The organism is Streptomyces aurantiaciflavus, from assembly GCF_049808595.1.
Classification (GTDB): Bacteria; Actinomycetota; Actinomycetes; order Streptomycetales; family Streptomycetaceae; genus Streptomyces.
Genome location: NZ_JBNCAQ010000009.1, coordinates 233,646 through 253,244, shown reverse-complemented (window position 1 = coordinate 253,244; position 19,599 = coordinate 233,646). Strand labels below are relative to the sequence as shown.

Here is a 19,599-nt window from a genome sequence, read left to right as displayed (position 1 = left end):
TCCGTCTTCCTCTTCCTCTTCCTCGGCGGGTCGCCCATACTCTGACGCTCCGTCAGATAATGCGCCAGAGGCAAGGAGAGTCGTCATGTCACTGCTCACCGGCAGGACCGTCGTCGTCTCGGGAGTCGGCGCCGGGCTCGGTCACCAGGTCGCCGCGGCGGTCGTACGGGACGGCGGGAACGCGGTGCTGGGGGCGCGGACGGAGGCGAACCTCGCCAAGAGCGCGGCCGAGATCGATCCGGACGGCACGCACACGGCGTACCGGGCGACCGACATCACCGACGAGGGGCAGTGCGCGGCGTTGGCGGGGCTGGCGAGGGAGCGGTTCGGGGGGATCGACGCGGTGGTGCATGTGGCGGCCTGGGACTCCTACTTCGGCGGGCTGGAGGACGCGGACTTCGCCACCTGGCAGTCGGTGCTCGACGTGAACCTGCTGGGGTCGCTGCGGATGACACGGGCCTGCCTGGACGGGCTGCGGGTGCGGGGCGGTTCGGTGGTGTTCATCGGCACGCAGTCGGCGGTGGCGGCTCCGTCCCAGGTGCGGCAGGCGGCGTACGCGGCCTCGAAGGGGGCGCTGACCAGCGCGATGTACTCGCTGGCGCGGGAGCTCGGGCCGTACCGGATCCGGGTGAACACCGTGCTGCCGGGGTGGATGTGGGGGCCGCCGGTGCGGGCGTACGTGCAGTTCACGGCGGCGACGGAGGGGGTGCCGGAGGAGGTGGTCCTGGGGCGGCTGGCCGAGCGGATGGCGCTGCCCGAGCTGGCCACGGACGGGGACGTGGCCGACGCGGCTGTCTTTCTCGCCTCGGACCGGGCGCGGGCGATCACCGGACAGTCCTTGCTGGTGAATGCCGGGGAGTTGATGCGATGAGGGGCTGATTCCGGCCAATTTCCACTCCGAGTGGCTGTTCAGATTTATGAACTGAAGTCATCACGGAGAACTTTTTTACGTGCTCTTGACCTTCCGCTTGCTTGCCGTGGGCATGCCGCCGAACTCAGAGTTCACATGCCTGACCCTGGCGGCGGACCCTGGAAGGGGGCACATGAACGGTCTCGACTGGGCCGTGCTCATCGGCTACTTCGGCGTGATGGTCGCCATCGGCGTCTGGTCCCACAAACGGGTCGACAACGTCAGCGACTTCTTCACCGCGGGCGGCAAGATGCCCTGGTGGCTGTCCGGCATCTCGCACCACATGTCGGGCTACAGCGCGGTGATGTTCACCGGGTACGCCGGCATCGCCTACAGCCACGGCGTCACCTCCTTCGTCACCTGGTCCTTCCCCATCGCCCTCGGCATCGCCATCGGCTCCAAGCTGTTCGCGCCCCGCATCAACCGGCTCCGCTCACGCCTCCATGTCGCTTCCCCGCTGGAGTATCTGAAGAACCGGTACGACCTGAAGACGCAGCAGGCGCTGGCCTGGTCGGGGATGCTGCTGAAGATCGTGGACGTGGGCGCCAAGTGGGCCGCGATCGCGACCCTGCTGTCGGTGTTCACCGGCATCTCGCTGAACCAGGGCATCCTCATCACCGGCACGATCACCGCCGTCTACTGCACGATCGGCGGGCTGTGGGCGGACGCGCTCACCGAGTTGGGCCAGTTCGTCATCCAGCTGCTCGCCGGTGTCGCGATGCTCGTCGCCGTGCTGATGGAACTCGGCGACAAGGGCCTCGGGCCCATCAGCGCCTGGGACGAGCCGGCGCTGCAGGGCCACGACAGGCCGCTGGTCGCCGACTACGGCACGGTGTTCCTCCTGGCGTTCCTGTTCATCAAGCTCTTCGAGTACAACGGCGGCATGCTCAACCAGGCCCAGCGCTACATGGCCACGCCCAACGCGAAGGAGGCCGAGCGGTCGGCCCGGCTGTCGGCGGTGCTGTGGCTGGTGTGGCCGCTGGTCCTGTTCTTCCCGATGTGGATGTCGCCGCTGCTGGTCGAGTCGCACAAGCCGGACGGGTCGGACTCGTACGCGTTGATGACCGAACAGCTGCTGCCGCACGGACTGCTGGGCCTCGTCATCGTCGGGTTCTTCTCCCACACGATGGCCATGTGCTCGTCGGACGCGAACGCCATCGCCGCCGTCTTCACCCGGGACTGCGCGCCGGTGGTGTGGCCCAGGGCGCGGACCTGGAGCCAGGGGCAGGGGCTGCGCGTGGCCCGGGTCGCGACCGTCGTCTTCCTCGGGTTGTCCATGGCGGCGGCCACGCAGGTCAACTCGCCCGCGTTCAAGGACATCATCACCGTCGTCATCAAGTGGGTGGCCGGGCTGATGGGCCCGATGGCGATCCCGATGATGCTGGGCCTGCTGCGGCCCTTCCGCCGCTCCGGGCCGACGGCCGCCCTGACCAGCTGGTCGATGGGTCTGCTCGCCTTCTGGCTGGTCAACTACCCCATCAACTGGAACGTCGAGGGCGGGGTGCCGCTGCAGTACCAGGTGTCCGTGCCGCTGGCGGTGTCGCTGGTGCTGTACGTCCTCGTCGGCTTCCTGAAGCCGGAGGACACACCGGAGCGGCTCGCGATCATCGACCGCATCAACTCGGACGGGGACGGCGACTCCTCGGGCGCGGCAGCCGCCGTACCGGAGCCGCGGGACGTGATGCCGACGCCCGCGAAGGACTAGCCCTCGAGGGACCGGCCGGAGACGGACCGGCCGGGGACGGACCGGCCCGCGAGGGACTAGACGCCCCTGGGGTAGCGGGCCATCCATCCCGGTGATGCCCCGGCGGGGCTGTGCAGGGCCGGGCCCTGGGTCATCTCCATCGCGAAGTCGTCGGCCAGTTCCAGGATCGTGGGGCGGCCCTCCAGCTCGGCCAGCCAGGCCGGCGGGAGGGCCGTCTCGCCGTGCAGGGCGCCGAGCAGACCGCCGGTCAGGGCGCCGGTGGAGGCGGAGGGCGCGCCGTGGTTCACGGCGAGGCGCAGGCCGTGGCGGACGTCCTCGGCGACGAGCGCGCAGTAGACGGCGGCGGCGAGGACGCCTTCCGCGGTCCCCCGCCCCGCCAGCTCCTCCACCCTCGTCGGCCCGGGCAGCCCCTGCCGTACGGCGCCCAGCGCGTGCTGCAACGCCTCCGACACCGGCTCGTGCCCCGGCCGCGCCGCCAGCAGGGCGAGCGCCCGCTGCACCGCGCCGTCGAGACTCTCGCCACGGGCCAGCGCGTGCACGGTCACCGCGTACGCGCCCGCCGAGAGGTACGCCGTGGGGTGGCCGTGGGTCTGGGCCGCGCACTCGACGGCGAGCTGGACGACGAGCTGCGGCTCCCAGCCGACCAGCAGCCCGAAGGGCGCCGAACGGGCGGTGGCCTCCGGCCCGGCCTCCCCCGGGCTCTTGGGCGACTCCAGCGTGCCCATCGTGTCGTCACCGAGCCCGAGCAGCAGGGCGCGGGTCGGGTCGCGGCGGGCGTACAGCCATTCCTCGCGGGCCAGCCAGCCGTCTTCCTTGCGGCGCAGGTCGGGGCCCCAGTCGCGCTGGGTGGCCGCCCATCTCAGATACGCCCGGTGCAGATCGGTCGGCGGATGCCAGGCGCCGGTGTCCCGGCGGACCTGGGCGCGGATGAGGCCGTCCACGGTGAAGAGGGTGAGCTGGGTGAGATGCGTGACGGCGCCCCGGCGACCGTAGGCGGGGGCCAGGTCGACGAGCCCCTCGGGGCCGCCCACCTGCCGGATCTCCTCCAGCCCCAGCCCGTCGACGGGCGCTCCGAGCGCGTCCCCCACCGCCGCGCCCAGCAATGCGCCCCGCACCCGGCTACGGAAGTCCTGCTGTTCGGTACGGCCCCAGACGGCGCCGGCTGTCGCACCCACCAAGCCCTCCTGGCACCGTCCGTATGTACGACGTTCGTCACTGTAATCGACGGAGGCCGGGGCGTTGAGGGCCGAGCGGCGCGGGTGTCTCGGCGGCGGCCACTATGCCCGGTCTGCGCCCGCTCTGCACCGGGGCTGCGGGGTGGAGACCTGATGGAGGGCCGGTAAAGACGAAGGCGCGGCGAGTCGGGCGACTCCCCGAGCCCGGATCGAGCCCAGGAGCACCTCTGCCCAGAACCTCACTTTCGGGTGAATCTCCTCAATCGCCGCAACTGCCACCGCCTCATCCCGGGTCGTACACCCACACGTCGTCATTCACGCCTCGGGGAGACCATGACCCAGCAGTACCCACAGCACCAGCCCGGATTCGCAGCCCCGCAGCAGCCCGGATGGGGTCCGCCGCCTCCGCCGAAGAAGAGCCCCACCGGGAAGATCGTCGGTCTCGGCTGCCTCGGCGTCGTCGCCCTGTTCGTCGTCATCGGCATCATCGGCGCCCTCGTCAGCGGCGGCGACGACGGCATGGACGCCGCCGCCACCGGCGCCAGGAGCAGTGCGCCCGCCGCCCAGGAAGAGGGCGCGGCGCCGGAGCAGGACGAGTCGGTGACCGACGCGGAACCGAAGGCGAAGGCCCCCGTGGCCGTCACGGCGAAGACGACGTCGTTCGCGAAGAGCATCCTCGCCGACGGCGGCGACTACACCAGCGTCCTCGTCACGATCACGAACAACGGCGACGAGCCGATCGACGTGAACCCGCTGTACTTCACGATCACGGGCACCGACGGCACCAAGCACACCGCCGAACTCGCCGTCGACGAGAACCAGATCGACACCGTCACCCTCGCCCGCGGCGAGAACGTCGCCGGCACCGTCACCGGCAAGGGCGCCTTCACCGCGAAGTACGTGACCTACACCGACGGCCTCCTGGGCGACTCGGTACGCGCCGACGTCTCCTGACCCCGGAGCGAACAGTGCCCCGCGCCCGCCGCGCGGAGGGTGCGGGCCCCGCCGCGGAAACCACCCGCGGCGGGGCCTTCGTCATTCTGGCGCGATGTGTGCGGGAGCGGACGGCCGTCGCGGGCAGACCTCTCACCATGACTGCCATGACCTCAACTGCCCCAACCGCCCGCGCCGTTACTCTGACAGCCACCCTCCTCACCGCCGCCGTCGCCCTCTACACCGCTCTCGTCGCCTTCGGGAACATCACCGACTTCGGGACCAACCAGCAGTTCGTGAGACATGTCCTCGCCATGGACACGACGTTCAAGGACGACGATCTGATGTGGCGGGCGATCACCAGCAAGCCACTTCAGGACGCGGCGTACGTCGCGATCATCGTGTGGGAGACCGTCGCCGCGCTGGTGCTGATCGCCGGGACGTGGCTGTGGACACGGCGCGACCTGGACCGCGCGCGGCGCGTGTCCACGTACGGACTGCTCATGCTGATGCTGCTGTTCGGGGGCGGGTTCATCGCGATCGGCGGGGAGTGGTTCGCGATGTGGCAGTCCGGGGACTGGAACGGGCTCGACGCGGCGACCCGGGTGTTCGTCTTCAGCGGGATCGTGCTGCTCGTGCAGTACCTGCCGCTCGGCCGGACGGCAGGGAACGACGACTGACGGGAGCCTGTCCGCGGACCGCTTCCGTTCGGTCGGCTCAGTCGACCACCCGTACGTTCGTCCCCGTCGCCCCGAACGCCCACAGTGCGGAGCCGTCGGCCTTGGCCATGCGGATGCCGCCGGTCCGGGTGCCCGAGGCGGGTGGCGGGGACGAGCCGTCGACCGCGTTGGAGAAGGCGATGTTGACGCCCGACTTGGCCGAGAAGTAGATGATGTGCTCGATCTGGACGCCGTCCGAGCCCGTGGTGGCGTCCTTGCGCAGGGACACCGTGTAGCTGCCCGGGTCGGGGTCGACCGTGCCCGGCCAGACGACGAATGTGCGACGGGCCTCGTCGTCCGCGTCGACCAGCCAGACCCGCTTCTGCCCCAGCGAGTAGACGACACGGCGGCCCGTGCCCGAGCCGTCCGGGACGGGCGCCGCCGCCGGAGTCGCGGAGGGGGACGGCGAGGGCTTGGAACCCGCACCCGCCGGGGCCGACGCGGTCGGCTTGACGGCCGTCGCCGTCGGATGCGGGCCCTTGTCGGCCTGCACCGTCAGTACGGCGACCGCCACGATCGCGCCGGCCGTCAGACCGGTGACCCAGGCCCACGAGGGAAGCCGTCGGGCAGCCACGGGCACGCATCTCCTCAGTCTCCAGCCCCCGATATCGGGGGTCGGATCATCGTACTGTGAGGCGCCTGTCGCCCGGCCCTCAGTCCAGCACCGGCAGCAGCTCCGGCAGATGCCCGTCCGAGGCCGCCGCCGCCCGCCGGCGTTCCTCCGGGACCTCGCCGTAGAGGGTCGTGCGGGGCTTCGCGGGGCGGCCCGCCGCCTGAGCCACGGCGATCAGGTCCTTGACGGACTTGTAGGAGCCGTAGGAGGAGCCGGCCATGCGGGAGATGGTCTCCTCCATCAGCGTGCCGCCGAGGTCGTTGGCGCCGGAGCGGAGCATTTCCGCCGCGCCCTCCGCGCCCAGCTTCACCCAACTGGTCTGGATGTTCGGGATCCAGGGGTGGAGCAGCAGACGGGCCATCGCCGTGACCGCCCGGTTGTCCCTCGTCGTCGGGCCGGGGCGCGCGATGCCCGCCAGGTACACCGGCGCGTTGGTGTGGATGAACGGGAGCGTCACGAACTCCGTGAAGCCGCCCGTGCGTTGCTGGATTCCCGCGAGCGTCCGCAGGTGGGCCAGCCAGTGCCGCGGCTGGTCCACGTGGCCGTACATCATCGTCGACGACGAGCGGATGCCCAGTTCGTGCGCCGTGGTGACGACCTCGATCCAGGTCGCCGTCGGCAGCTTGCCCTTGGTGAGGATCCACCGCACCTCGTCGTCGAGGATCTCCGCCGCCGTGCCGGGGATGGAGTCGAGGCCGGCCTCCTTCGCGGCCGTCAGCCACTCGCGGACGGACAGGCCGGTGCGGGTGGCGCCGTTGACGACCTCCATGGGGGAGAAGGCGTGGACGTGCATGCCGGGGACGCGCTCCTTCACCGCCTTGGCGATGTCGAAGCAGGCCGTGCCCGGCAGGTCGGGGTGGATGCCGCCCTGCATGCAGACCTCCACCGCGCCCACGTCCCAGGCCTGTTGGGCGCGGTCGGCGACCTGGTCCAGGGAGAGGGTGTAGGCGTCGGCGTCGGTGCGGCGCTGGGCGAAGGCGCAGAAACGGCAGCCCGTGTAGCAGACGTTGGTGAAGTTGATGTTGCGGGTGACGATGTAGGTGACGTCGTCGCCGACCGCCGACCTGCGGACGTCGTCCGCGATCCGGGTGAGGGCGTCCAGGGCGGGGCCGTCGGCGTGGAGGAGGGCCAGGGCCTCGGCGTCGGTCAGGCGCGTCGGGTCGTCGGCCGCCGTGCGCAGGGCCTCGCGTACGTCGGTGTCGATGCGCTCGGGCCGCATGCCGGGGACGGCTGCCTCGCGCAGGGCGCCCCAGTCGCCGTACACCTCGTCGAAGTCGTCGCGGCGGTCGGACGTGCGGCCCTCGGTGTCGATGGTGTGGTGCAGGTCCGTGCGGCCGGACGCCTCGAACGCCTCCTCCGGCTCCTGCCACGGATGCCCCTCGACCACGGCGTCGGGCCGCGCCAGGCCCGTCTCCGGGTCGGCGAGGGCGCGCACGTGCGGCAGGAGGCGCGGGTCCAGCCAGGGTTCGCCGCGGGTGACGAACTCCGGGTACACGCAGAGACGTTCCCGCAGGCTGAAGCCGGCCGCCTCCGAGCGCGCGGCCAGCTCCTCGATCTGCGGCCAGGGGCGCTCGGGGTTGACGTGGTCGATGGTGAGGGGGGAGACGCCGCCCCAGTCGTCGATGCCGGCGCCGATGAGGCGTTCGTACTCGCTGTCGACCAGGTTCGGCGGGGCCTGGAGGCAGGCGGACGGGCCCATGATGAGGCGGGCCACCGCCACCGTGGCGACCAGTTCGTCGAGTTCCGCGTCGGGCATGCCGCGCATCGCGGTGTCCGGCTTGGCGCGGAAGTTCTGGATGATCAGTTCCTGGATGCCGTGGTAGGCGCGGGAGATCCTGCGGAGCGCGAACAGGGACTCCGCGCGCTCCTCGTACGTCTCACCGATGCCGATGAGGATCCCGGAGGTGAAGGGGACGGAGGAGCGCCCGGCGTCCTCCAGGACGCGCAGGCGTACGGCGGGCTCCTTGTCCGGGGAGCCGTGGTGGGGGCCGCCGGGCTCGGACCACAGGCGGGTCGCGGTCGTCTCCAGCATCATGCCCATGCTGGGCGCGACGGGCTTGAGGCGCTGGAAGTCGGTCCAGGTCAGCACGCCCGGGTTGAGGTGAGGGAGCAGGCCCGTCTCCTCCAGGATGCGGATGGAGACGGCGCGGACGTAGGCGATCGTGTCGTCGTAGCCGTGCGCGTCGAGCCACTCCCGCGCCTCCGGCCAGCGCTCCTCGGGCTTGTCGCCGAGAGTGATGAGGGCTTCCTTGCAGCCGAGGGCGGCGCCCTTGCGGGCGATGTCGAGGACCTCGTCGGGGGACATGAACATCCCGTGCCCGGCGCGCCGCAGCTTGCCGGGCACGGTGACGAACGTGCAGTAGTGGCACTTGTCCCGGCACAGCCGGGTGAGGGGGATGAAGACGCTCTTCGAGTACGTGATGACGCCGGGGCGGCCGGCCGCCTCCAGGCCCGCGTCCCGCACCCGGGCGGCGGACGCGGCCAGGTCCTCCAGGCGCTCGCCGCGCGCCTGGAGCAGGACCGCCGCCTCGGTGACGTCGAGGGCGACGCCGTCCCGGGCACGTTTGAGGGCGCGACGCAGGGAGTTCTCGGTGGGGCCGGTGCCGCCGGGGCGGTCGGCGGGGCCGGTTCCGGAGGTCGCGGAAGTCGTCATTCTTTGAGGATACGTTCGAGCTGATCAGGGCCGACGGGGGCGCCCGATTCGTCCGTCACCGGCCGTCATCACACGGTGTCGGAGGCGCCGGACGCGCTGGTCACGTACCCCTGGTACTCGTCCAGCAGCCGCAGCACCTCCGTCTCCCCCGCCGGCGGCAGCTGCACCACGGCCTCCTCGATGCCCAGTTCGGCGTAGTGGGCGAGCTTGCCGGGGGACGGATGCACGGCGTACGGGACGACCTGGAGGGCGCCCGGGTCGCGGCCGGCGTCGGCCCACGCCGCGCGCAGGGCCGGCAGGGACTCGGACAGACCGCGCCCGCCGATGGGCAGCCAGCCGTCGGCGTACTCGCAGATGTGGGCGAAGAGCTTCGGCCCCGCGGCGCCGCCGAGCAGGGTGCGGGGGCCGACGACCGGGCCGCGCGGCTTCTGCACGGGCTTGGGATGGGCCTCGCTGGCACGGACGGAACCGAACTGCCCCTCGTGGGCCGTCGGCTCCTCGGACCACAGGGCGCGCATCAACGCCATCCGGTCCCGGACGAGCTCGCGGCGCGTACGCCACTCGACGCCGTGGTCGGCGGCCTCCTCGACGTTCCAGCCGTAGCCGAGGCCGAGCGTGAAGCGGCCGCCGGACAGATGGTCCAGGGTCGCGATCTGCTTGGCGAGGTCGATCGGGTCGTGCTGGGCGACGAGCGTGATGCCGGTGCCGAGCCCGAGGTTCTCCGTCACGGCGGCCGCCTGGCCGAGGGCGACGAACGGGTCGAGGGTACGGCCGTACTCGCGGGGCAGGTCGCCGCCCGCGGGGTAGGGCGTGGTCCGCTCCACCGGGATGTGCGTGTGCTCGGGCAGGTAGAGCCCGGCGAAGCCGCGCTCCTCCAGCTCACGGGCGAGGCGGGTGGGGGTGATCGTCTCGTCGGTGAGGAAGATGGTGACGGCGATGCGCATGGTGGGCCTTTCGTCCGACGCGGCGGCGCGGGTGTCGTCCTCATCTGTACCTTCGGAACGGCCGTCTGTCCATACCGACCGGTCGGCATCGGCGTGCGGGCGTCGGTGAGCCCCCCTCACGAGCGGCGGGCCCCCTGGAGGTCGCCGTTCAGCTCCCCACCCGCCCGGCGACGCACCGGTGCGAGCGTGTCCGTCCCGGACTGACGGCGCCGGTCCGGCCGAGGTTCGCGATCACCGGCCCGGCGTGGGCCGTCGCCCCGCGTGGGCCCGGCGTGGGCCATCGCCCCGCGTGCTCCTGACCCCTGCCCCATTCGCGTGAGCCTCCCGCTGACGCACCCGCCGTGAGCTGGAGGAACACGGCGTTCGCTCTGAAGGGCCTGTGTCGTCGGCCGCCTCGCGGTGAAAGCTCCCGTGAGCCAAGCCAGCGCCCACGAGAGGCAGGAAAACGTGGCACACCCGCGCAGAAACCGACGAGTTACAGCGGTGATCGGCACCGCGGTGGTCGCCGGAGCCGTGTTCTGCGGTGCTCCCACGGCACACGCCCAACCAGTCCCGCCCGGCCTGATCCGCCCGGTCGTCCCGAGGGTCCCGTTCCTCCCCGGCCCGGAGACCAGCCCGGGGTTCCGCCCGGTCGTCGTCGTCCCGAACGTCCCGTTCATCTCGGGTCCGGAGACCAGCCCCGGGTTCCGCCCGGTCATCGTCATCCCGGGCATGGGCGGTGGCGGCGGCACAGGCGGTGGCGGTGGCGGTGGCGGCGGTGGCGGTGGCGGCCCTGCGTGATGGGTGCCGAGCCGGCCTGGTCCGACTGGCTGTGGCAGGTGCGACGCGGCCAGTCGGATCAGTGCCGTCTCAGAACAGCGCGCTGTACGTCTGCCAGCCGGTGGCGAGGACGTAGGTGGCGCTGAACGTGCCGTCGCCCCAGCCCTTGTTGCGCAGCAGCTTGCCGTCGGTGGTACGGGAGACGAGGTCGGGGAAACCGTCGCCGGTCACGTCGCCGACCGCGACGATCGCGTCGCGGCCGGCGCCCCAGTCCTGGAACACCAGCGTCCGCGGCTTGAAGCCGCCCGTGCCGTTGCCGTCGTAGCGCCACAGCTCGCCGCCGGAGTCCCGCGCGATGAGGTCGCCGATGCCGTCGCCGGTCACGTCGGCGGCGCCGACGACGGTGTAGCCCTTCCATCCGGTGCCGACGCGCACACCCGGGTCCATGCGACCCTGCGCGTTGGACTTGTACAGGTAGAGGTCGCCGGACGCGGCCTGGCGGGCCAGCAGGTCGGGGCGGTGGTCGCCGGTGAAGTCGTCGGCGGCGACGATGGCGTCGAAGCCGCCCCAGCCGGAGCCGACCAGTGTGCGCTCGGCGTCGGGCAGGAAGACGCCGGTGCAGCCGCCGGAGTACCGGTAGAGGTTGCCGTCGGTGGTCCTGCTGAGCATGTCGGAGCAGCCGTCGCCGGTCATGTCGCCGACGGGGACGAACCGGGTCTTCGGGCTCCAGCCGGACCAGCCGCGGGTGGTGGTCAGGCTGCCGCCGGAGAACCGGTGGGCCTCGAGCAGGCCGCCGCTGGTCATCGTGAACAGCTCGCCGTAGCCGTCGGTGTCGGTGTCGCGGAAGGCGGACCGGCCGCCGGAAAGCCAGAAGTCGCCGGTCGGGAGGGTGCGGACGGCGCCGCCGTCGCCCGGGTCCACGGTCATGGTCCAGTGGTAGCGACCGCTCACCGCCTTCTCGCCCGCGTCGTTCCTGCCGTCCCAGGAGGTGCGGATGGCCGCGCCTTCGTGGGAGCTGCCGGCGAGGGTGCGGACGGTGGCGCCGTACGCGTCCTTGATGGTGAGCTTCCAGGACGCGGGCGGGCGGGTGAGCCGCCAGGTGCCCTCCCACAGGGGGTCGCTCGCCGTGCGCAGGTCCACGGTGGCGTCCGTGCGCCAGTCGAACAGGCTGATCTGCGACCGCGGCACCGTCACCGGTCGGATGTGGATCATCCACTCGCTGTCGTAGTAGGCCACATGGCCGCCGTACCGGTCGACGGACAGCGTGCTCGTCCACGTCCCCTCGGGGACGGTGAAGAAGGGGGTGGTGGTGGCCGGGTGGCCGCCGCCGAGGTGGAAGTCGGTGAGGGTCACCGTCCGCCCGTCCTCGGACTTCTGGACCAGATAGCCGTCGCCGACCTTGGCGGGCAGCGCACCGGGCACGGGGATGTTCTTGCCGGTGCTGTGGTCCCACACCCCGGCCTTGTCCGACGCGGAGCAGCGCCAGTACAGCCACCGCCCGACCGCCTGCAGGTCGTCGGGGACGCAGCCGGAGCCGAGCGCCACGTTCGCCGAGTTCGCCTTGGTGACCAGGTCGTAGGAGTTGACCGTGCCGGCGGTGCTGCCCGGCTTCCAGATCTTCGTGCCCCAGATGGACACCGCGGTGACCGACCGGGTGTGGATCTGCCCCGGGTCGGGCACGCCCGGGTCGAAGGAGCCGATGCGCTGCACGCCCTGGTCGTTGATCGCGATGTACGAACCGCCGGCCGCCACCACACGGTCCGGGGAGTCCCAGCCGAACGGGCCGAGCCGGATGTTGCTCTCGGGCGCCCCGCCGCCGAGGGCGTCCTGGCCCCCGAACGGCGTCATGAAGCCGACCCGGCCGTCGCCGAGCGCCCACAGTTCGGAGTAGAACGCGCTGCACGTGTACTCCGCGGGGTCGACGCCCTCGCAGGGGTAGTTCGTCCAGACGTGGGGGGCCGCGAGCTTCCGGGGCCCCGGCTGCGGGGTGCCGACGGCCGGGAGGTCGAACTCCCACAGCCCGCGATCCGTCTCGGGGTCGGCCGTCCCCAGCACACTGAGCTTCCCGCCGCCCAGCGCGAGGCTCGCGATGTACGCGTTGAGGTCGCCCCTGGTGCCGAGCGGGAACACGATCTCGTCCTCGGCCACTCGCGGCGCTTCCGGCGAGGCCGCCGCGGGCGCCGGGGAGAGACCGAGACCACCGACCGCCAGCGCGACGGCGGTTCCGATCGTGAGCGAGGTGTGTCTGATCGTGCGGGTGGTCATGTGAGCCCCCTGTCGGACGAGAGTCCCGTCTTCGTCTCGGAAGCTATGACCCTCAGGGCTCCCCGCGGGTTGTACAGAACTGAATGATCGTCAGGACAGTGCGCCGGCCTCGCCCCCGTCCAGGTCCACCACCACCGCCGCGTGATCGGACGGCCACACCCCGTCCACCGGCCCGTCCCCGGCCCGCCGCACCGCCCGTACGCGGACCGGGCCGCCGACCCCGATGTGGACGTAGTCGATCCGCGCGCTCGGCGTGCCGCCGGTCGCCACGTACGGGTTCGCCGCGTCCCACGTGGCCCACGGGGCGGCCGGGTCGGCGTACTCCCAGGCGTCGAGGAAGACCTGGCGGGGGACGGGCGGGGCCGTCCGGTAGCCGCCGAACAGGCGGATCTCGTCGGAGTCGGGCCAGGCGTTGAAGTCGCCGGTGACGATCGGGGGGAACGGGGTGTCGCCGCGGTGGTGGGCGACGAACTCGGCGAGGGCGGTGACCTGGCGGCAGCGGAGCGCCGAGGCGTGCAGCTGGGAGGTGAGGTGGGTGGTGAAGAACGGGATGTCGTGGGCGGGATGCGCCAGCCGGGTGTGGAGGGCGGCGCGGCCGTCGTCCACGTCCGAGGGCGCCGGGAGCGGGAGGACCTCCTGCCGCGCCACCGGCCATCTGCTCAGTACGGCGTTGCCGATGTGCACCGACGCGTCCCCGATCCGCCGCTGCCAGCGCTCGGGCGCGTGGGACGGCGCCCAGGCCCAGTCCAGGCCCAGCTCGCCGGCGAGCCACTCCGCGAGGTTCTCCCCGCCCGCGGCCCACACCTCCTGCAACCCCACGACGTCCGGGCGCAGTTCCCGCAGCACGGTGAGGATGGCCTTCTGCCGTGCCTCCCACGGCCCGAAGCGCCACCACAGGTTCCAGGTCACGACCCGCATCCGCAGCCACCCGCTCTCTCCCGCGCGTCGGCCACCATTGAAGCAACAGTTCGAGCCTGTGGTGTGAAGGAGTTGCACAGACGATGTCCCGCCTCGACGACCTCCGTTTCCGCGCCGCCACCGCCGTCCAGCGGCGCATGAACCCGCTGCTGCGCCGCCTCCCCCTCCAGACCGTCCTGGAGACCACCGGCCGCGTCTCCGGTCTGCCCCGGCAGACGCCGGTGGGCGGCCGGCGCGTCGGTGACTCCTTCTGGCTGGTGTCGGAGTTCGGGGTGCGGTCGCAGTACGTCCGCAACATCCAGGCGGACCCGCGGGTGCGGGTGCGGATCGGAGGCCGGTGGCACGCGGGCACCGCGCACCTCCTGCCCGACGACGACGCCGTCGCCCGGCTGCGCGCCCTCCCCCGGCTCAACAGCACGGCGGTGCGGGCGCTGGGGACGGATCTGCTGACGGTGCGGGTGGACCTGGGGGACTGATCCGGACGCCCCTCACCCCGGCCAGACGATCGCCTGCACCTCGCTGTAGGCGTGCAGCGCGTACGAGCCGACGTCCCGCCCCACCCCGCTCCTCTTGAACCCCCCGAACGGCGCCTCCATGTTGCGGCCGACGGTGTTGATCCCGACGCCGCCCGCCCGCAGCCGCCTCGCCACCCGGAAGGCCCTCGCCACGTCACCCGACCAGACGTAGTCGATCAGGCCGTAGTCGGAGTCGTTGGCGAGGGCCACTGCCTCGTCCTCCTCCTCGAAGGGGATCACCACGACCACCGGGCCGAAGATCTCCTCCCGGGCCACCCGCATGTCGTTCGTGCAGTCGGCCAGGAGGGTCGGGGAGGTGTAGAAGCCCCGCTCCAGGGGCGGGCGTTCGCCGCCCGTCACCACCGCCGCGCCCTCCTTGCGGCCCAGTTCGACGTACGCCTCCACCCGGTCGCGGTGGGCGGCCGAGATCAGCGGGCCGACCACCGTGTCGGGGTCCCTCGGGTCGCCCACCTTCAGGCGGGCCGCGTAGGCCGCCAGGCCCCGCACCACCCGGTCGTAGACACCGCGCTGCGCCAGCACCCGCGTCGGCGCCGTGCAGATCTGGCCGCTGTAGAAGGAGAACGTCGTGCCGATGCCGGCGACCGCCGAGGCGACGTCCGCGTCGTCGAGGACGACCGCCGCGCCCTTCCCGCCCAGCTCCATCAGCTGCCGCTTCATCGACCGCCCGCACACCTCGCCGATGCGCTGCCCCACCGCCGTCGAGCCGGTGAAGCTCACCATGTCGACGTCCGGGGAGGCCACGGCCGTCTCGCCGATCTCGGCCCCGCGGCCGGAGACGACGTTCACCACGCCCCGCGGCACGCCCGCCGCCTCCAGCGCCTGAGCCATCCGGTAGACCGACAGCGGGTCCTGCGGGGCCGGCTTCACCACCACCGTGTTGCCCATCGCGAGCGCCGGGGCGACCTTGCCGGCCGTGTTCGCCCACGGGTTGTTGTAGGAGGTGATGCAGGTGACGACCCCTACGGGCTGGCGGACGGCGAGCGCGCCGAACACGCCCGCCCTCCCCATCGGCCCGGCCTCGTTGATCTGCGGCGGGATCGCCCACTCGGCGGGCTCCACGCGCGCGTACCGCCGGAAGCGGGCGGCGGCCACCCCGACCTGCATCCCGCGCGCCGTCCCGGTCGTCGCGCCCGTCTCCGCCCGGGCGAGCTCGGCGTACGGCACCAGGTTGCCGCGGATGACGTCCGCCGCCCGCGCCAGCACCGCCGCCCGCTCCTCCGGGGCCGTACGCGACCACGGGCCGAAGGCCTCGCGGGCCGCGGCGCAGGCCGCGAGCACCTGATCCCGCGAGGCCTCCGGCGCCCACCCGACGGCCTCCTCGGTCGCCGGGTCGGTCACCTCGTAGTGGCCGCCGTCCGGATCGACCCACCGGCCGCCGATGAACAGACGCTCCCGCTCACTCACTTCGTCGCCACCGTCCGCGTGTCCCGCCCCGAACGCAGCACGCGCCCCGGCACCGCCCCGGTCACCACGTCGTCCCGGATCGCCTCCACCCCGTTGACCCAGACCGCCCGCACACCGAGCGCCCTGGAGTCGAGCCGAGGGCTGTCACCGGGCAGATCGTGCACGAGGGTCGCCGGTCCGGCGTCGATCCGCTCGGGGTCGAAGAGGACCAGGTCGGCGTGGAAGCCCTCCTGGACCCTCCCCCGCTCGCGCAGGCCGAACAGCCGCGCCGGGTCGTCCGTCAGCATCTTCACCGCCTGCTCCAGACCCGCCAGCCTCCGGCCGCGCAGACAGTCGCCGAGGAAGCGCGTGGTGTACGGGGCGCCGCACATGCGGTCCAGGTGCGCGCCGGCGTCCGAGCCGCCCAGCAGCACGTCCTCGTGCTGCCAGGTCTCCGCCCGCAGCGCCCAGGACGCCGGGTCGTTGTCCGTGGGCATGGGCCACAGGACCGTACGCAGCTCGTCGGCCGCGCAGATCTCCACCAGGCAGGCGAAGGGTTCCTGGCCGCGTTCCGCCGCGATGTCCTGTACCACCCGGCCGGTCAGGCCCCGGTTCGCCTCGCTGTAGGTGTCGCCGATGACGTACCGCCCGAAGTTCACCAGCCGGCGGAAGACGCCCGCCTCCTTGGACTCGGCGCGGCGCACCATCTCGGCCTGGACGGACGGGTCACGGAGCTTCGCGATCCGCTCGGGGACGGGCAGGCCCAGGATCGGGCCCCACCCGGGGATGAGGTTGAGCGCGCAGAAGGTGCCCAGGGACATGTTCATCGGGGTCAGGATCGGCATGGTGAGGGCGACCACCCTCCCGCCCGCCTTCCTGGCCCGCTCGCTCGCCATCAGCTGCCTCGGCACGCGTTCGGGAACGGCCGAGTCGATCGTGAGGACGTTCCAGTTCAGGGGGCGTCCGGCGGTCGCGCTCATCTCCACGAACAGGTCGATCTCGGCGTCGCTGAACTGGTCCAGGCAGCCGGCGACGATCGCCTCGATCTGGGTGCCCTCGTGCTCGCCGACGGCCTGCGAGAGGGCGAGCAGCTCGTGCGGCGTGGCGTGCCGGGAGGCCACCGGCTGCCCGTCGCCGTCGGAGTGGGTCGTCGACTGGGTGGTGGAGAAGCCCCACGCCCCCGCGTCCATCGCCTCGTGCAGCAGCCGCACGATCCGCGCCAACTGCTCCTCACTCGGCTGCCCGCCCACCGCGTCCGGCCCCATCACATACCGCCGCAACGCGCAGTGCCCCACCATGAAACCGGCGTTGACCGCGATCCGCCCCTCCAACGCGTCCAGATACTCCCCGAAGGAGCTCCAGCTCCAGGGCGCCCCCTCTTCCAACGCGACCAGGGACATCCCCTCCACCTTGGACATCATGCGGCGGGTGTAGTCGGCGTCCTCGGGGCGGGACGGGTGCAACGGCGCGAGGGTGAAACCGCAGTTGCCGGCGGCGACCGTCGTCACCCCGTGGTTGAGGGAGGGGGTCGCGTAAGGGTCCCAGAAGAGCTGGGCGTCGTAGTGGGTGTGGGGGTCGACGAAGCCGGGGGCGAGGACGAGGCCGGCGGCGTCCTCGACGGACCTCGCCTCCTCGGTGACCACCCCGATCGCGGCGATACGGCCGTCCCGGATTCCGACATCGGCGACGCGGGCGGGCCCGCCGGTGCCGTCGACGACGGTCGCGCCCTTGATGACGTGATCGAGCATGGACCTTGCCTCCTTGAATGTCGGCGCGGTGGGCCCGCCCAGGGGCGCGCGGGGCTGTATCGATATGCGGCTCCGCCGCGATGGGGGTCCCCCCGCTCGAGCGGAGCCGAGAGTGGGGGAGCGGCCGGCCAGAGACGACCCGCACCCCGCGATGGCGATCAGGCGGCCTGCCGGAACCGCGTCGTCCGGTGAACCGGATCCGTGTCGATCTTCGGAATCACGTGCTCCCCGATCAGCCGGATCGTCTGCAGCGTCTCCTCCTTCGGCACCCCGACCGGCAGTCCGAAGGACAGCTGGTCGGCGCCGGCCTGCTCCCACCGCTTGCACTGCCGCAGCACCTCGTCCGGATCCCCGCAGATCAGCAGCTCCTCCTCCACCAGGAGCTCCACGAACTCCGCGGTGTACTCGGGCAGCGTCTCCGGCCACACCGGGAAGCCCTCGGGCCGCGGGAAGGTGTCGTGGTACCGGAACACCAGCGACGGCAGGTAGTGCAGACCGCCGTCGACGGCGATCCGTATCGCCTCGTCGTGCGTCGGCGCGCAGATCGCGGTCGTCGTCACCATCACGTTGTCGTTGACGAAGTCCCCGATCGGCTCGGCGTTCACGACCGCCGTCTTGTACTGCTCCAGCACCCACTCCATGTCGGAGACCTTCTGCACGCTGAAGCCCAGCACCCCGAGCCCCTTGCGCGCGGCCATCGCGTACGAGGGCGGCGACCCGGCCGCGTACCACATCGCGGGGTGCGACTTGCCGTACGGCTTGGGCAGCACCTTCCTCGGCGGGAGCTGCCAGTGCTTGCCCTGGAAGCCGGCGTACTCGTCCTGGAGCCACATCTTGGGGAACTCCGCGATGGTCTCCTCCCAGATCTCCTTGGTGTAATTCATGTCGGTGATGCCGGGGAGGAAGCCGAGGATCTCGTGGCTGCCCGCTCCCCGCCCGCTGCCGAACTCGAAGCGGTTCTCGCTGAGGTGGTCCAGCATGGCGACCTTCTCGGCGACCTTCACGGGGTGGTTGACCTGGGCCAGCGGGTTGAAGATCCCGGAGCCGAGGTGGATGCGCCGCGTGGCGTGGGCGAGGTAGCCGAGGAAGACGTCGTTGGCGGAGAGGTGGGAGTACTCCTCCAGGAAGTGGTGCTCGGAGGCCCAGGCGTACTTGAAGCCGGAGCGGTCCGCCTGGATGACGTACTCGGTCTCCTCCATCAGCGCCTTGTGCTCGGCGAGCGGGTCGGTCTCGGCGCGCTTGCCGACGTATCCCTGTACAAAGAGCCCGAATTCCAAGGAGGTTCACCGTCCCCAGTTCATTTCTGACGCCTCGTCAGATTGGCTTGCCGCCGACTGTGGCACCGGGCGCATGCACCGTCAATAGCTGACTGACCGTCAGAAGATGCTCACCCCGGCCAGCCACCCCCCGTCGATCACGAACGGCTGCCCGGTGATGTAGGAGGAGTCGTCGCAGGTGAGGAACAGCGCGAGCCGGGCCACCTCCTCCGGGCGGCCGATCCGGCCCAGCGGCACGAGCTTGCGGTACAGCCCGTCCAGGGCCTTCACGGTCTCCTCGGCGTCCGCCGCCGGGTCCAGGACGGCCGGGTTGGACATCGCGGTGTCGATGGCGCCGGGGCACATGGCGTTGACCCGGATGCCCCGCGCCGCCAGCTCCAGGGCGGCGACCCGGGTGAGCCCGACGATCGCGTGCTTGGTCGCCGCGTACGCGCCGACGGCCGCCATGCCGGTCAGCGCGGTGTAGGAGGCGGTGTTGACGATGGTGCCGCCGTCGGTCAGCTCCGGCGCGACCGTCCGCACCCCCAGGAAGCAGCCGACCTGGTTCACCTGCACGACCTGCATGAACTCGTCGAGGGGCGTGTCGACGAGGGTGTTGAAGCGCAGGATGCCGGCGTTGTTGACGAGGCCGTCGAGGTGGCCGTACGCCTGTTTGGCCTCGCGTACGGCCGACCGCCAGCCCTGCTCGTCGCCCACGTCCAGGTGGACGTAGAGCGCTCCGATCTCCTTCGCGACCGCCCGACCCTGCTCGTCGAGCACATCGGCCACGACGACCTGCGCACCCTCCTCCCGGAACAGCCGCGCCTCCTGCTCGCCCTGGCCCCGCGCGGCCCCGGTGACGAGGACGACCCGCCCGTCGAGCTTGCCCATGCCGGCCTCCCTGGCATCGCTTCGCTGGATCGGCATCGTAGCGGGGTATCTGACGATACGTCAGATATACGTCGGAGGATTGCACAAGCACACATCAAGTGACCTGCCGGTTGGGACATTTGACTCTGTCCACAGCCTGTGCAGAACGCCAATAATCCACAGTCGAAAGGCAAAGACACCCCCAAGAGCGG

At 71.8% G+C, this 19,599-nt stretch carries 16 protein-coding genes; 6 read left to right on the top strand and 10 right to left on the bottom strand.

Annotation, left to right across the window (positions count from 1 at the left end):
- Positions 1-85 precede the first annotated feature (85 nt).
- Positions 86-871, top strand: coding sequence for an SDR family oxidoreductase (locus tag ACPT94_RS13330; protein ID WP_425245907.1), 786 nt, complete (start codon positions 86-88; stop codon positions 869-871).
- Positions 872-1,043: 172 nt separating this feature from the next.
- Complete coding sequence (locus tag ACPT94_RS13325) at positions 1,044-2,615, top strand: sodium:solute symporter family protein (RefSeq protein ID WP_425245906.1); 1,572 nt, start codon at positions 1,044-1,046, stop codon at positions 2,613-2,615.
- A gap of 56 nt (positions 2,616-2,671) precedes the next feature.
- On the opposite strand, the gene ACPT94_RS13320 is transcribed toward ACPT94_RS13325, so the two are convergent.
- Positions 2,672-3,790 (bottom strand): ADP-ribosylglycohydrolase family protein, encoded by a 1,119-nt coding sequence (locus ACPT94_RS13320; protein WP_360334610.1) that lies wholly within the window; start codon positions 3,788-3,790, stop codon positions 2,672-2,674.
- Positions 3,791-4,123: 333 nt separating this feature from the next.
- On the opposite strand from ACPT94_RS13320, the gene ACPT94_RS13315 reads away from it, so the two are divergent.
- Together ACPT94_RS13315 and ACPT94_RS13310 are read left to right on the top strand one after the other, a co-directional pair.
- Complete coding sequence (locus tag ACPT94_RS13315; protein WP_425245905.1) at positions 4,124-4,744, top strand: DUF4352 domain-containing protein; 621 nt, start codon at positions 4,124-4,126, stop codon at positions 4,742-4,744.
- A 146-nt stretch (positions 4,745-4,890) separates the two neighbouring features.
- The gene (locus ACPT94_RS13310; protein WP_425245904.1) at positions 4,891-5,403 is read left to right on the top strand and encodes a DUF2165 domain-containing protein; all 513 of its coding nucleotides are present in this window, start codon (positions 4,891-4,893) and stop codon (positions 5,401-5,403) included.
- Between the two features lie 37 nt (positions 5,404-5,440).
- Here the strand turns inward: ACPT94_RS13310 and ACPT94_RS13305 are convergent, their stop codons facing one another.
- The 3 genes from ACPT94_RS13305 to ACPT94_RS13295 all read right to left on the bottom strand — a co-directional run bounded on the left by ACPT94_RS13305 (position 5,441) and on the right by ACPT94_RS13295 (position 9,652).
- Entirely contained in the window at positions 5,441-6,022 is a 582-nt protein-coding gene (locus tag ACPT94_RS13305; RefSeq protein ID WP_360334601.1) for a hypothetical protein, read from the bottom strand.
- A 73-nt stretch (positions 6,023-6,095) separates the two neighbouring features.
- Entirely contained in the window at positions 6,096-8,708 is a 2,613-nt protein-coding gene (locus ACPT94_RS13300; protein WP_425245903.1) for a bifunctional FO biosynthesis protein CofGH, read from the bottom strand.
- A 68-nt stretch (positions 8,709-8,776) separates the two neighbouring features.
- The gene (locus ACPT94_RS13295) at positions 8,777-9,652 is read right to left on the bottom strand and encodes an LLM class F420-dependent oxidoreductase (protein ID WP_425245902.1); all 876 of its coding nucleotides are present in this window, start codon (positions 9,650-9,652) and stop codon (positions 8,777-8,779) included.
- 483 nt (positions 9,653-10,135) lie between these two features.
- Between ACPT94_RS13295 and ACPT94_RS13290 the strand changes: the two genes are divergently transcribed.
- Positions 10,136-10,432: a hypothetical protein gene (locus ACPT94_RS13290; RefSeq protein ID WP_425245901.1), complete on the top strand. Its 297-nt coding sequence runs from the start codon at positions 10,136-10,138 to the stop codon at positions 10,430-10,432.
- A gap of 69 nt (positions 10,433-10,501) precedes the next feature.
- On the opposite strand, the gene ACPT94_RS13285 is transcribed toward ACPT94_RS13290, so the two are convergent.
- Together ACPT94_RS13285 and ACPT94_RS13280 are read right to left on the bottom strand one after the other, a co-directional pair.
- Positions 10,502-12,676, bottom strand: coding sequence for an FG-GAP-like repeat-containing protein (locus tag ACPT94_RS13285; protein WP_360334589.1), 2,175 nt, complete (start codon positions 12,674-12,676; stop codon positions 10,502-10,504).
- A 90-nt stretch (positions 12,677-12,766) separates the two neighbouring features.
- Positions 12,767-13,594 carry an endonuclease/exonuclease/phosphatase family protein gene (locus ACPT94_RS13280; protein WP_425245900.1) on the bottom strand — a complete coding sequence of 276 codons (828 nt, stop codon included), beginning with the start codon at positions 13,592-13,594 and terminating at the stop codon, positions 12,767-12,769.
- Positions 13,595-13,677: 83 nt separating this feature from the next.
- On the opposite strand from ACPT94_RS13280, the gene ACPT94_RS13275 reads away from it, so the two are divergent.
- Entirely contained in the window at positions 13,678-14,070 is a 393-nt protein-coding gene (locus ACPT94_RS13275) for a nitroreductase/quinone reductase family protein (RefSeq protein ID WP_425245899.1), read from the top strand.
- A 12-nt stretch (positions 14,071-14,082) separates the two neighbouring features.
- Here ACPT94_RS13275 and ACPT94_RS13270 read toward each other — a convergent pair whose 3' ends face one another.
- The 4 genes from ACPT94_RS13270 to ACPT94_RS13255 all read right to left on the bottom strand — a co-directional run bounded on the left by ACPT94_RS13270 (position 14,083) and on the right by ACPT94_RS13255 (position 19,408).
- On the bottom strand, positions 14,083-15,534 hold the full coding sequence (locus ACPT94_RS13270; RefSeq protein WP_360334580.1) for an aldehyde dehydrogenase family protein: 1,452 nt from the start codon (positions 15,532-15,534) through the stop codon (positions 14,083-14,085).
- Entirely contained in the window at positions 15,531-17,261 is a 1,731-nt protein-coding gene (locus tag ACPT94_RS13265; protein WP_425245898.1) for an N-acyl-D-amino-acid deacylase family protein, read from the bottom strand. The genes ACPT94_RS13270 and ACPT94_RS13265 overlap by 4 nt, the downstream gene beginning before the upstream one ends.
- A 158-nt stretch (positions 17,262-17,419) precedes the next feature.
- A complete protein-coding gene (locus tag ACPT94_RS13260; protein WP_425245897.1) occupies positions 17,420-18,538 on the bottom strand; it encodes an LLM class flavin-dependent oxidoreductase in 1,119 nt (372 codons plus the stop codon).
- A 99-nt stretch (positions 18,539-18,637) separates the two neighbouring features.
- On the bottom strand, positions 18,638-19,408 hold the full coding sequence (locus tag ACPT94_RS13255) for an SDR family NAD(P)-dependent oxidoreductase (protein ID WP_360334734.1): 771 nt from the start codon (positions 19,406-19,408) through the stop codon (positions 18,638-18,640).
- Positions 19,409-19,599: the final 191 nt, after the last annotated feature.